Source organism: Cytobacillus oceanisediminis 2691, from assembly GCF_000294775.2.
GTDB classification, from domain to species: domain Bacteria; phylum Bacillota; class Bacilli; order Bacillales; family Cytobacillaceae; genus Cytobacillus; species Cytobacillus pseudoceanisediminis.
Window position 1 is genome coordinate 453,501 of the sequence record NZ_CP015506.1, and the last position, 13,875, is coordinate 467,375.

The window sequence follows — 13,875 nt, forward strand, 5'->3', positions numbered from 1 at the left end:
AGCTGACATGCGGGAACTTTTCGCTGTTCTTATAATAACAGAATTGATTCTTTTCGTAGATAAGGCGCTTCCGCTTTTCTAAATAGGAAAGAGGAATTCCCAAAATAAGAATCCCTCCTGCAGTATTACTTTCCTAAAAATGATTCTTTAAAGAACTCCAGCTGTGCATCAAGTGTGATAGGATCACTGAAGGAAGCACCATTGCCTTCCATTTCAAAGACGCGGTTATTTTTTACAGCAGGGATGTTTTTGTACGTATCAGTTTCCTGGAAAGAATGGTCAGCATCAGAGTATTTGCTCAGAATAATGTAATCTCCGGAATATTCTGGAAGCACTTCTGTTGAAATAGCGTAATAACCATCTTTAAGAGCCATTTCCTTAACCTTTTCAGGCATTTTTAAGTCCATTGCCTGATAGAGGATTTCAGTTCCGCGTGCCCAGTTATCGCCAAACACATAAAGCTGTTTATCAAAGATTTCAAATACAGAAACGGTTGCATCTTCTCCAATTTTTGCACGGATGTCTTCACCAGCTGTTTCAGCACGCTGTTTAAAGTCTGCCACCCATTTCTTTGCTTCTTCTTCTTTATTAAGAAGCTTGCCGATTTCTTCATGCTGTGACAGATAATCTAATTTACCCCATGTATAAGTTACAGTTGGTGCAATTTCCTTAAGTTTATCGTAGTTTTTTACAGTAGATAATGCAATGATCAAGTCTGGTTCTAATTCAATTATTTTTTCCAGGTTATCTTCAGATACTTCTTCAGCATCTTTCAATTCTTCTTCAAAACGAGGATTATTCTTGGACCATGTGTCCACACCGACGATATTTACGCCTAATTGCATTACATTTCCTGTAAACCCGGAAAGGAGAACAACTCTCTTAGGATCAGCCGGGACTTCAACCGGCCCGGTTTCAGATTCATAAGTAAAGGTGCCTGATTTCTTATCTTCTTTTGGTTCTCCTTCTTTTGATTCTCCTTGCTCTGTATTGCCGCAGGCGCTAATAAGCAGAAGCAGCAAGATCGTAAACGGGATCAATAGTTTCTTCATGTTGATTTTCTCCTTTTAGTAAATTATAAGTAATACACATTGGTTTGTTTGTGCGGGGATCGCGCCCGATGACTGCATCAATATTGAACACTTTCCTTAAGACATCCTGTGTAATGACTTCCTCATAGCTTCCTGACTTAACAATTTCACCATCTTTTAATGCAACGATATGGTCAGCAAAACGGGCTGCCTGGTTTAAATCATGAAGGACCATTACAATGGTGCGTTCCTGCTCCTGGTTCAGCTTTTGGAGAAGCTCGAGAACTTCAAGCTGATGGGCCATATCCAAGTAAGTGGTCGGTTCATCAAGGAAAATGATGTCTGTTTCCTGTGCCAGAGCCATTGCAATCCAGACCCTTTGACGCTGGCCGCCGGAAAGGGCGTCAACCGGACGAAATTTGAAATCCTTGATCCCAGTAACGTCAAGAGCCCAATCAATGACTTCATAGTCCTTTTTCGTTAATCTGCCAAATCCTTTCTGATAAGGAAAGCGACCGTATGAGACCAGTTCGCCAACTGTTAAACCGCTTGCACTTTCAGGTGTTTGCGGCAAAATTGCCATTTTCTTGGCAAGGATCTTTGTATTTTCCTTTGAAATGTTCTCGCCGTCCAAAATGACAGTGCCTGATTGATGAGAAATGATTCGTGTAATCGCTTTTAAAAGGGTTGATTTTCCGCAGCCATTCGGGCCGATTATAGTCGTGATCTTCTTATCGGGAATCTGGACACTAAGGTCTTTCACAATCAAGCGTTCACTATATCCAATGTTCAAGCCATCTGTATATAGGCGGACCATTATGTAACCTCCGTTTAGTTGAGAATATATTTTAGTGATAATGATTATCAGTATCGGTTCTTTTTTACTATAAGTCTATCTGATTTTTATGTCAATAGTATTTAAAGGAAAAGTATTCAGAAAAAATTTCATTGTCAAAGGAGAAGAAAGGTCGTATAGTTGAAGTGAGAATGATAATCAATAGTAATTGGTTATAGGAGTGAACGGTAAATGAAAAATGCTGAAGTGTTTGATGTGACGGTCATTGGAGGCGGACCTGCTGGTCTTTATTCCACTTTCTACAGCGGATTAAGGAAAATGAAAACAAAGCTGATCGAGTTTCAGCCGATGCTTGGCGGTAAAATACATGTATATCCGGAGAAAATGATCTGGGATGTGGGCGGCCTGACTCCGACTCCTGGGGCAAAACTGATTGAACAGCTGGTGGAGCAGGGGCTAACGTTTAATCCAACGGTTGTTCTCAATGAAAAGGTAGAATCCATTGCCAAAAATGAAGATGGTTTATTTGTTTTAAAAGGTTCTTCTGGAGAAGAGCACTATACGAAAACCGTCATTGTGGCTGTTGGCAGCGGAATTTTAAAGCCGCAGAAACTGAAGATAGAAGGGGCAGAGCGTTTTGAAGTTTCCAATCTGAATTATACAGTCAAATCCCTTAAACACTTTAAAGATAAGACTGTAATTGTTTCAGGCGGAGGAAATTCTGCAGTAGACTGGGCAAATGAATTGGAGCCCGTTGCCAAGCAGGTATACATCACTTGCAGGAGAGATGCTTTGACTGGCCATGAAGCTCAGGTTTCACAGCTGATGAATAGTTCGGTTATCTGCATTAACCATACGTCCATCACAAAATTAATTGCCGGCGGAAATCACGAGGAAATTGAACAGGTGGAATTGACCAATAATGAAACTGGCGAAGTTTCTTATCTGCAGATTGATGAAGTAGTAATTAATCATGGCTATGAACAGGATACGGAACTCTTAAAAAATAGCAATCTGAATATTGAAATGCTCGAAGATTTCTATATTGCAGGCAATGCAAACAGCGAAACATCGGTTGAAGGGCTATATGCTGCAGGGGATATCCTAAAGCATGACGGCAAACTTCACTTAATTGCCGGGGCATTCCAGGATGCTGCCAATGCAGTAAACAAAGCGAAGCAGTACATTGAACCGGATGCTGCCGCAGCTGCGATGGTTTCATCTCATAATGATGTTTTTAAAAAACGGAATCGGGAATTGGTGAAGCAGCTGGTCCACTAGGATAAAAACTAAACGCACATAAATTTTTTTATTCGCACATAAAACTTGGTTATGCGCACAGAAAAAATTCTATCCGCACATAAATTGAAAAAACGCCTGGAATTAAGGCGAACTAGCAGTGAAAAACCGGCCCACACGATGTGGACCGGTTTTTTAAGGTAAGATTTATACAATCTGAAGTCTGACAACTTTCTAGTTCCAGCGCCTACCCTCTCGAGGTCACAAGCCTGTCTAGTTGCGGCTCCTAGGGACGAAAGACTAGTCAAGCCCTTCCAGAAGGGAAGAACACCTTCTGGAAGGGCTCGTATTATGCTTGTCGTCCCTGGGCAGTCGCCTCCACATTTCGGACAAGCCTCCCAAAAAGGCAAAGAACGCCTTTCCGTGAGGCTCGTCTTGTGCTTGAGGCCCCCAGGATGGGGGTCATGCAGACGTTGCCACAGGACGTGGCGTTCTTAGTCTGCGTTCCTTCGTGGGCAAGGCGCTTCCGCTTTTCTTACGTACTGATCTTTTCTTTTACTTGAGCTTCTGTCCTAAGCTGCCTGAATTTAGCAAAGAATGCTGCCGTCATAATCAGCGACAGTATTCCAAAGATCACGACCATTATCTGAAGGCCGACTGCGTCCAGAAGGAATCCAGTCAGGAGCAGGACAATCTGAAAAGTTACACGGTCAAGCATGTTTCGGAAGGAGAAGAATCTTCCGTGAAATTCCTTTGGCACTCTTGTTTGGAAAATGGTAGCAGCAGTAGGGAAGAAACAGCCGACGGCAAACCCAAAAATAAAAAAAGCCAGTATGGATAGAACAGGCACATCTGCAAAGTACAGAAGCAGCTGGGATAGTCCGATGATGAATGAGAAGAAAAACAGGATCGCATAAGGCGAACGTTTTTGGCTGATTTGTTTGACAATGAATGCGCCAAGCATGAAGCCGAGTCCTTCTGCCGTATAGATCAAGCCTTTAATGGATGAGCTTTCCTGAAGCTCACTGATATTAATGACCATTAAGTTAAATCCGCCAAGGAACAGAAGCGGAACCAAGGTTAGGATCAATGTCATAAACACAATGGGCAGACCTTGAATAATCGGGAATACTTCCTTGAAGCCTCCGCTGCCACTGCTTGAGTTTCTTCCCCTGCTTTCCTTTGAGAAGGATTCTTCAAAATCCATAAAAAAGGTGATTATAAAGAGAATCAGATAAGCGACAAGCGAAGCGATGTAAAGCATTGATAATGGCAAGATAACTAACAAAACGCCAGCTAAAGCAGTACCTAATATTCTGGAAAGTGTGGACACATTCATATGGACTCCATTCAGCTGCAGCAGGTCCTTATCTTCCACAACCAGAGGAATGGCAGCCTGCAGAGCTGGAAAATAGAAGGCTGCCGAGATTTGCAGGAATACCAGAAAAATAACCATCCACCAGACTGACCCGGTTTGTATGGCAATTAACATAAAAACAACGCTCAATGCCCGGGCGAAGCCAGATGCCAGCATGACTGTCTTCTTGCTGATTTGGTCAGTTATTCTTCCTGCCCAGGGTCCAACAGCAATCCCTGCCAGCAATCCGCCAGCCAAAATAAGCGACTTTAGAAAATCTGAGGGAACCTTTTCCTGCATAAATTCCAGATTCCCTATTATACCGAGCCACAAGCCCAGCCCTGCTATAAACTCCCCGGTTAATAAAATCCAAACATTTTTATTTTTCCACATACTCAGGCCCCGTTTTCTGATTAGTTCGATAATCTAAAGATACTATAAACCAAGGAAATAATGAATCTATTTTTTAAAATAGTTGAAAATGAAAATCGTTATCAATTATAATAACAGAAAAGAAGCAGGGGAGGAACAGATATGTTTATTCAATTAAAAACGATTACTGTGAAAGAAGGCCATTCAAATAAGCTAGTCGAGCGCTTTGCAGGGGAAGGAATAATCGAAGAGCAGCCGGGCTTCATTGATTTGAATGTTTTAAAGAAGAAGCAGCGCAGCGGGGACGAAGAAGTGGCTATTATGATTCGCTGGGAATCGGAAGGAGCCTGGAAGGCGTGGGAAACAAGTGATGTCCATATTGCCGGGCACAAGGCAAACCGCGGCAAGCCGAAGCCAGAATATATTATTGATAGCCGTCAGGATGTCTATCATTCATTGGGCCAGAAGCAGTACCGTGAGCCAGCTGAAATTAAATAAAGTGCAATGCCCATTCATAAAGGGATTTTTGAATGGGCATTTTTTATGTGATTGTTATCTATTAAGCTTTCAGTCCCGTGCCTTTCCGGGTGAGAAGCATGAAAATCAGATAGGGAGCTCCGATTACGGAGATGACGATCCCAACCGGAATATCTGCAGGTGCAAGGAGATTTTTTCCTATCATATCTGCAATGAGAACAAGTGCCGCGCCTATTAGTGCAGCTAAAGGCAAGTTGCTGAAATAGTTGGGGCCGCAAAGGCGGCGTGCCAGATGTGGCGCCAGGAGTCCAATGAAAGCAATTCCGCCGCCAGCTGCTACACATGCTCCGGCAAGAGCGGCTGAAAGACAGAGAAGAAGCCGGCGTTCGGATTCGACTCTTAAGCCGAGTGCAACAGGAACTTCCTGTTTGAATTGAAGGATATTCATTGTTCTTGCTTTTATAAAGGCGACTGGCATCAGAACAAGAATCCAGGGAAGGAGTGCCCACACATATGGCCACTGAATACCCCAGATGCTGCCAGTCAGCCAAATGGCTGCCTGCTGAAAATCCTTTGGATCCATTTTCAGCTGCAGGATCAGCAGCAAGGCACCACATAGTGCATTAAATCCAAGGCCAACGAGGAGAAGCCGTTCCGGGTCTATTCCGCCTTTCCACGAAAATCGATAGATCAGAGCTGCAATGGCGAGTGCTCCGGCGAAAGCAAATACGGGAAGGAAGAACGGTTTTGCCAGAAGGCTTCCTCCCGATTGCCCGAACAGGTAGATTGAGAGAACAACTGCTAATCCGGCCCCGGCATTAATGCCGAGAATGCCGGGATCAGCCAGTGAATTCCGGGATAGCCCCTGAAGGATGCTGCCGGAAAGAGCCAGGCCTGCTCCTATTAGAAGGGCAATGATCATTCTTGGCAATCTTAAATGAAGCAGTACGAGCTCCTGTTTCGGAGTGCCGCTGCCTGAAAGAACAGCCAAAATTTCATTCATTCCTACTGGCATCACACCAGTCGAGAGACTTAGTACAAAAGTAACCAGGATAAGGAATATAAAGGCTGCCATCCAGCCCCGCGATTGGAGTAAAGCCTGTTTCCAATCCATTACATATACCCCCTTTTCCTTCTGGACAAATATAAGAAAAATGGAACACCGATTAGTGCAGTAACAGCACTGACAGGAGTCTCAAACGGCGGGTTGATCATCCGTGCCCCGATATCTGCCGCTATTAGAAGCAGTGCACCTGCAATGGCACTAAGCGGGATAAGCCAGCGGTAGTCAGACCCAATCAAAAGCCTGACCATATGGGGAACCACCAGTCCGATAAAGCCTATAGCTCCAGCAATGGAAACGGCCGCTCCAGATAATAATATAACCGCTGCAAGCCCGATCCAGCGGACTTTCTGCTGAGATTGACCAAGCCCTGCAGCCACTTCTTCTCCCAATGCCAGGATTGTCAGGGAGCGGCTGATCCAAAGGGACAGGAGCAAGCCTAAAAATACGGCGGGAAGCAAAATATACACATGGCGCCATTGTGTTCCTGAAAGACCTCCGGCAAACCAGAAGCTCAGGTCCTGTGCACTCTGAAAATAAAGGGCGATGCCGGTTGAAAGAGCGCTGAACAAAGTGCTTAATGCTGCTCCTGCCAGTGTCAAAGTGACAGGTGATATCCGCTCTTTTGACAGCATGGAGAAAGATAATACAAGCAAGGCTCCAGCAGCGGAACCTGCAAATGACCAGATGAGCAGAACCCAGTATGAACCGCCGGAAAGAAAAGCAAGTGCAATTGCGATGGCCAGGCCCGCTCCATGTGTAATGCCGATTATGGAGGGATCTGCCAGCGGGTTGCGTGTAATTCCCTGCATAATGGTGCCGGCTACAGCAAGAGCTGCCCCAATAAGTGCCCCGGTCAATGCCCGGGGAAGCCTGACTTCTCTGATAAGCTGATGTTCAATTTGGCCTCCCTGAAAGGAGACAAATGACTCCCACACCACGGAAGGGGGAATCCAGATTGCACCCAGCCCAATCGATGCAAGCAGCCCGATAAGCACCAGCACAATTCCTGCCAGGCCCCATTTTATAGATTTTTGGTGTACAGGCTGCCTGTGCTCTGTTATGTCAGCTGCGGTTCTGGCCATTACATTCAGTCCTTTTCTATGTAAATTTTAAGTGAAAATGATAATCGTTATCGTTCTAAATAATCGTAATTAATCTACTATCCTTTCACAGCTTTTGTCAATTCTTATTTAAGGAAAAAGAAGGGAGTATTTTTTGTATATGCTGAGCGGCAAACAATTTGAACCGTATAAAATTGCAGTTTCAAGCTTGAGAGGGGGATTGTCGAAAACCATCAATGAAAATAGCAATGATTTTACACTTATATATATTTCAGCAGGGAAAGGCACAATCGAAACTCGCAATCGCCGGCTGAAGATAGAGGCGGGGAAGAGCTGCTTTTTCTCGGAAACCGGCATAATTACTTCCGCATCTGCAGACCTGTTAACGGTTTATATACTCACCTGGTCAAAGGATAAAGATGTGTTTTCCAGGTTTCTTTCCGGGATACTGGCTAATCAGGAGCCATCAAAGATGGTGCCCTTGTGGGAAGAGCTGAGGAAATGGAACAAAGATAAATCGATATCGGCTGAGTGCCGATTTCAGTCCCAGCTGTGGAATATGATGTCAATTCTGACAGACAGGACAGAAGTAGACGGGATTGAAGAGGCAGTGGACCTGATCAGAAATAATCTGTCCCAGCCGGTTACGGTGGCAGAGCTGGCATCTAAAGCAAACATGAGCCCAGTATCGTTTACCAGGGCCTTTCGAAAACGAACCGGGATGGCACCGAAGGAATTCCTGAATGGAGAAAGAATGAGAGCAGCCAAACAGCTTATGCTGCAGAAGAAAGGGATTACGGCAAAAGAAGTGGCGCAGCAAATCGGTATGCAGGATGAGTTTTATTTCAGCCGTCTTTTTAAAATGAAAGCAGGCTTGCCGCCATCTGTATTTATGAAAAGGGCTAAGGAAAGAATTGCGGTAGTCAGTCAGCTCTTTTTGCAGGACCATCTCCTTTCGCTGGGTGTACAGCCTGTTGCAGCGCCATCCTATCCAACTGTTTATCCTGCCAGCAATGGAGTGCCGAGCTATCTTCAAAAAGAATTGGAGGGCACCATGCTCCTTAATGCAGAAAAGCCCTTTCAGCCAGAGGCTATTCTCATAACACAGCCTGATCGAATCATAAAGACGCCTCTGCATAATTATCAGCTCCAAAATGTGCTTCTTTCACAGCAGGAGAAGGTCCATCATATTCAGCTGCAGCCGGATTGGCGGCAGTATCTTTACGAAATCGCTTCTATGATAGGATGTACAAGCCGGGCAGAATGCATAGAAAAAGACATCCGCTGCCTTGAATGTAAAGTAAGAGATAAGCTATGTCCAATAACGAAAAAAGGCAGATGGGCAGTCATTTGGATCCGCCCGGAGGAAATCCGTCTTTATGGACAGGGCGGGCATGCTCTGCTCAATCTGTTCTTTCAGAATTTGGGTTTCGAGCCTCATCCTGATTTGCATTTTGAAGGATACCGGATTGCTGGCCTGAAGGATGTGGCTGATCTTAATCCCGATAAGCTACTCATCTTATGGAGCCATGAAAGAGATGTTTGGAGAGCTGCGCATACTCCCGAATGGAATAAGATCCGTGCTGTCCAAACAGGTGAGGTATATTATCCTGACAGCCATGAGTGGGATCCTTGGGGACCGCTTGGGAGAAAGAAAATGCTGGAGGCGTTTCCGGACGATTTGCTGAAAGCAAAACTTAAGGCTTAATTAATGCGAACAAGGGTCCAGCTGTTTTTTCCGCTGGACCCTATTTTTAGTGGATTGCAGGTTTTGTATGTTTTGTCCATGCAAGAAGTTGCAAAAGTCCATGTTAAGCCGCTGTGATAATGATTATCATTGAGAATGAATTTCATTATTGCTTAGGAGGAATCATCCATGAAGAAGTTTTGTGCTCCATGGAGCATTGTTTTCATGTTATTTTTAATAATTTTAACAGGATGCGGTAAAGGTGAAGAGGCCTCTACAGAAGCATCTGAAAAGAAAGAGAAAGAAAAGACAGAGGAAACCAGAACGGTTGAACATCTTTTCGGAAAAGCAGAAGTGCCCGCAGAACCGAAAAAAGTAGTTTTGCTTTCACATGTTTCCTGGGAAGGATCACTTGTATCGGTAGGGGTAAAGCCCTATGCGGTAATGGCATATGATAATGAGTTCCCGCCGCATTTAACGAAGGAGCTTGAAGGTGTTAAGGCGCTCCCTTATGCTGATGAAATGAATTCAGAAGAAATCGTGAAGCTTGATCCGGATCTTCTTATCATCAGTGATCGCTATAAGCCGCTCTATGATCAGCTTTCTGAAACTATCCCAACAGTTGTTGTTGAAGTGGGCGGTGACTGGAAGGAAGATCACCTGAAAGTTGCAGAAGCTGTAGGCAAGCTTGATGAAGGAAAGAAAGTCATTGAAGACCTGGAGAAGAAAGCAGAGGATATCGGAACACGTGTCCGTGAGAAAACAGGAGAAGAAACTTTCATGGCAGTGGCAATCAATAAAAAAGATATTCGTGTTTTTGGACTGACAAACCATGCAACCAACTCATTATTATTTGATGATTTGAAATTAACACCTGCTGAGAACCTTCCAGAGGATTTTGGCGAGAATATTTCAATTGAAGGGCTAGCAAAATATAATCCTGACAATATTATTGACCTTACTTTCTTTAACAGCGGTGAATTTTACGATTCAGTGACTCAGGGTGAAGTTTGGAAAAGCCTGAAGGCTGTTCAAAATGACAAGGTACATACTCTTTCCACTACATGGGGGTTCTGGGATCCGATTGAGCGTCAAAAGGGCTTGAAAGAAATTGAATCGCTTCTATTAAGCGAATAACTTACAGCGGGAGGCCGGGACGCATTTGCACCCGTTCTCTCCAGTATCTTGATTCTTTTATTGGAAAAGAATCAAATTTTTTAACTGTTATTGAGAATGGTTATCAATTACTAGGTCTAAAGACTCGGTGAAAGGATGGAATTATGCATCATTCAGCCAAACAAATTGCAGAAAATGCAACGTTTCAAGCTTTTATTAATAGTTATTTGCGGGAAGTGGACAGCGGGCATTGGATGGAAAGCAGGGAGTGGATTGAGGAACAACAGGTATCCATCCCTCTTTCAGGGGTGGCGGTAGCAGAAATCGAATTATCTGGCCAGTCCGTTAAATTCGCTGTCGAAGTCCTTTATCGTTCACGTACAGGAAGACATATAATCGGCCATGCACTTAAATATTGTTCAAATCGGCGGGAATGGATTCACCAGGATAGACTTCCGATGATGATTACACTAATCCATGAGATGCATTTGATGGCCAAAGCTAATGGCTGTCATGAGCTTGCATCCCATTTTGATGAACTTGTGCTAAGGATGATTGAGAGCTACCAGACAATGGCGGCATATATTGAAGCGAGAATGAATGATGAGGACAGCCTGTATTCAGAGGATTGTACTTTCATTGAAGCAGAACAATCGCTCCTGTTTGGGCACTGGCTTCACCCTACACCGAAAAGCAGACAAGGAATGACTGGATGGCAGCAGCCAAGCTATGCGCCAGAATTAAAAGGACAGTTTCAGCTCCATTATTTCCAATTTGACAGGGAGATGGTAAAAGAATCCTCTAATGACAAGGAAACTGCAAGTCAAATTATTCTTCAATCGATAAAAAAATCACTGCCGCACCTTACTGTTCCGGAAAAGGAATGCCTCATTCCAATGCACCCTCTACAGGCCCAATGGCTTCTGCAGCAGGACTATGTCAGAGAGGCAATAGAGAAGGGCCTTATAAAGGACCTTGGCAGTATGGGGCCTTATTATTCAGCTACTTCTTCGATCAGGACAGTTTACAATCCTGAAGAGGAGTGGATGTATAAGTTTTCGGTCCCGGTAAAAATAACAAATTCGCTAAGGAAAAATCGCTTCCATGAGTTAAGGGCAGGCACGGCTATGGCGGAGTTAATCAAGAAAATCCGATTTACAGAAGAACACTCGGTTTTCAGGATGATTGATGATCCGGCCTATATTACTGCCATATTCCCTGGTCAGAAGGAATCAGGCTTTGAAGTTATACTGCGATCCAATCCATTTCAGGGAAAAAAACAGAGAGGAATTACTTCCATTGCGGCATTGGTTCAGGATCCTTTGCCTGGCATGCGTTCAAGGCTGCGCCGAACCATTGAGAGAATAGCATTGGAAGAATCTCGTAATATCCAAGATGTCAGCATGGAATGGTTCCGGAAATATTGGAAATGTGCAATAGAGCCTCTCATTCGTTTATATGATGAACATGGGATGGCATTAGAGGCTCATCAGCAAAATAGCGTTCTGGATCTTTCTTCCGGCTACCCGGAAACTTATTTTTACAGGGATAATCAAGGATATTATCTATCAAATCTTCATAGAGAGAAACTTTGCAAACTGCTGCCTGAATTGGAAGAATGCCAGGAATTATTCTATGAGGATGCTCTCATTCAGGAAAGGTTTACGTATTATCTGTTCATGAATCAGCTTTTTTCAGTCATCTCAAGACTTGGGCAGGATGATCTTATCAGTGAGGACCGTTTAATCAAATGGTGCCGAAACCAGCTGAGCTCTCTGGAAAAAGGATTGTTTGGACAGGGGAAAGGTTTCATTCGGCATATTCTTCAATCTGAGAAATTATCTTATAAAGCCAATCTTTTAACCCGATTTCATGATGTTGATGAGCTGATGGCAAAGAACGAACAAGCGGTATACACCTATTTGCCCAATCCATTCGCCGCCATGAAGAAGGAGGAAAACTATGCTGAAGCTGCATCCGCAATTGTCTAAAACAATTGAAAGAAGAGTACTCAGACAGTTCATGGAGGCTATTATTTTTGAAGGATTAATGGATTATGCCAAATCGGCTGAACGGCCAGAAGATCCGCTCTTACATTTTACGATTTTCGGAAATCGGAGAACATACTGCTGTGAGGGGAAAATTACTTCGTTTGACCGTGTGCGTTTAATAGAAGGAAGCATTCGCTCAGTCCACCCTGATGGCTCACGAACAGAAACCGTGATTGAGGAATTGGCTGAAGACCTTATTGCAGATCCGGAAAAAAGGAATCAGCTCATTAATGAGCTGGAACAAACCATTCTGCTGAGTGAGTGGAATGAAACTCATCTAATGCATTCTATGTCCAGGAGAAATTTCAGCTATGAAGAATTGGAATCAGAGATATGGGAAGGGCACCCCTACCATCCCTGCTTTAAGGCGAGAAGCGGATTTTCACTTGGGGATCATGCGGCATATGGGCCGGAAGCAAGACAGTCATTCGAGCTGCAATGGGCAGCTGTCAGACGTGAATATGCCAGAATCGAACTGCTTGAGGATGAAACAAGTTTCTGGGAACGGGAACTTGGCCCTTCCATGTTTGGACAATTACTTGCTGATTTGCAGCATATTGGCAAAACCTTTGAAGAATACACATTTCTGCCCATTCACCCCTGGCAGGTGAAGTTAGCAAATGCTGATGCAGACATAGTGCTTCTGGGGAGCAGCGGAGATTCTTATCGGTCAACACAGTCCGTCCGTACGCTATGGAATATGACAAATCCAGAAAAAGCTCATGTGAAACTATCGATGAATATGGTGAACACATCATCGCTAAGAACTCTGGACACACACGCGGTTTGTGCCGCACCCCATATTTCCAAATGGATAGCAGATACAGTGGAAGGAGATCCATTTTTAAAAGATGAAGCTTCATTGGTCATTCTTAAGGAATACGCAGGGATTTCTTATCATCCCGAGGAGGAAGAACCTTGCGCAAAGTTCGGAGCTATATGGAGAGAGAGCATCCGGCTTTATATGGAAGAAGATGAAGCGGCGGTGCCTTGTACGGCATTGCCATTAATGGAGAGGGACGGATTTCCGTTTATTGACGAATGGCTGAAACGCTATGGAATTGAAAAATGGCTGAAAAGGCTTGTGGAAGTATGTGTGGTTCCTGTCTGGCATTTGCTGGCCGCGCATGGAATTGCCGTTGAGGCGCATGCCCAGAATATGATTCTTCTTCATAAGGACGGCTGGCCAACACGTGTTGCACTAAGGGATTTCCATGACAGTGTTGAGTATTGCCATGACTTTTTGGAGGAGCCAAACCGTATTCCGGAGTTTGCGGGCATTCATGAACAATTTAAAAAAGGCAGGGAAGATCAGTATTATTGGATGTCTTCTATTGAATCGCTTAGAGAACTGGCAATGGATACATTATTTGTTTTTCATCTGTCTGAACTGTCCTATGTACTTGAAGAGCAATATGGCTTCAGTGAGAAGCGATTTTGGAAGCTGACAGGAGAAGCTTTAACTGAGCACCTGAGCTGTTATCCGGAATTGATATTCCGAAATTATTTGCTGCAGCATACTGCACCGGTAATTTATGCGGAATCACTGCTGAAGAGAAAAGTTCAAAAAGATGAGGCTGGCGGGTTTCGCCATTATGTCAAAAACTCTTTAAGATAACCAT

11 protein-coding genes are annotated in these 13,875 nt (G+C 44.0%); 6 read left to right on the forward strand and 5 right to left on the reverse strand.

Annotation, left to right across the window (positions count from 1 at the left end; translation table 11 throughout):
* Positions 1-125 precede the first annotated feature (125 nt).
* Positions 126-1,052, reverse strand: a complete 927-nt coding sequence (locus tag A361_RS02320; RefSeq protein ID WP_019380077.1) for an iron-hydroxamate ABC transporter substrate-binding protein — start codon at positions 1,050-1,052, stop codon at positions 126-128.
* Positions 1,003-1,848 carry an ABC transporter ATP-binding protein gene (locus A361_RS02325; RefSeq protein WP_009335893.1) on the reverse strand — a complete coding sequence of 282 codons (846 nt, stop codon included), beginning with the start codon at positions 1,846-1,848 and terminating at the stop codon, positions 1,003-1,005. The genes A361_RS02320 and A361_RS02325 overlap by 50 nt, the downstream gene beginning before the upstream one ends.
* 210 nt (positions 1,849-2,058) lie before the next feature.
* On the opposite strand from A361_RS02325, the gene A361_RS02330 reads away from it, so the two are divergent.
* Positions 2,059-3,108, forward strand: coding sequence for an NAD(P)/FAD-dependent oxidoreductase (locus tag A361_RS02330; protein WP_009335892.1), 1,050 nt, complete (start codon positions 2,059-2,061; stop codon positions 3,106-3,108).
* 493 nt (positions 3,109-3,601) lie between these two features.
* Here the strand turns inward: A361_RS02330 and A361_RS02335 are convergent, their stop codons facing one another.
* Positions 3,602-4,816, reverse strand: coding sequence for an MFS transporter (locus tag A361_RS02335; RefSeq protein WP_009335891.1), 1,215 nt, complete (start codon positions 4,814-4,816; stop codon positions 3,602-3,604).
* A 141-nt stretch (positions 4,817-4,957) separates the two neighbouring features.
* On the opposite strand from A361_RS02335, the gene A361_RS02340 reads away from it, so the two are divergent.
* Positions 4,958-5,293, forward strand: coding sequence for an antibiotic biosynthesis monooxygenase family protein (locus A361_RS02340; RefSeq protein ID WP_009335890.1), 336 nt, complete (start codon positions 4,958-4,960; stop codon positions 5,291-5,293).
* 61 nt (positions 5,294-5,354) lie between these two features.
* Here A361_RS02340 and A361_RS02345 read toward each other — a convergent pair whose 3' ends face one another.
* Complete coding sequence (locus tag A361_RS02345; protein WP_009335889.1) at positions 5,355-6,386, reverse strand: FecCD family ABC transporter permease; 1,032 nt, start codon at positions 6,384-6,386, stop codon at positions 5,355-5,357.
* Complete coding sequence (locus A361_RS02350) at positions 6,386-7,420, reverse strand: FecCD family ABC transporter permease (protein ID WP_019380076.1); 1,035 nt, start codon at positions 7,418-7,420, stop codon at positions 6,386-6,388. The genes A361_RS02345 and A361_RS02350 overlap by 1 nt, the downstream gene beginning before the upstream one ends.
* 139 nt (positions 7,421-7,559) lie before the next feature.
* Between A361_RS02350 and A361_RS02355 the strand changes: the two genes are divergently transcribed.
* From A361_RS02355 to A361_RS02370, 4 genes are all read left to right on the forward strand, one after another.
* Positions 7,560-9,107: a helix-turn-helix domain-containing protein gene (locus A361_RS02355; protein ID WP_019380075.1), complete on the forward strand. Its 1,548-nt coding sequence runs from the start codon at positions 7,560-7,562 to the stop codon at positions 9,105-9,107.
* A gap of 168 nt (positions 9,108-9,275) precedes the next feature.
* Complete coding sequence (locus A361_RS02360; protein ID WP_009335886.1) at positions 9,276-10,223, forward strand: ABC transporter substrate-binding protein; 948 nt, start codon at positions 9,276-9,278, stop codon at positions 10,221-10,223.
* A 143-nt stretch (positions 10,224-10,366) separates the two neighbouring features.
* Entirely contained in the window at positions 10,367-12,193 is a 1,827-nt protein-coding gene (locus A361_RS02365) for an IucA/IucC family protein (RefSeq protein WP_019380074.1), read from the forward strand.
* On the forward strand, positions 12,165-13,871 hold the full coding sequence (locus tag A361_RS02370; protein WP_009335883.1) for an IucA/IucC family protein: 1,707 nt from the start codon (positions 12,165-12,167) through the stop codon (positions 13,869-13,871). The genes A361_RS02365 and A361_RS02370 overlap by 29 nt, the downstream gene beginning before the upstream one ends.
* Positions 13,872-13,875 lie beyond the last annotated feature (4 nt).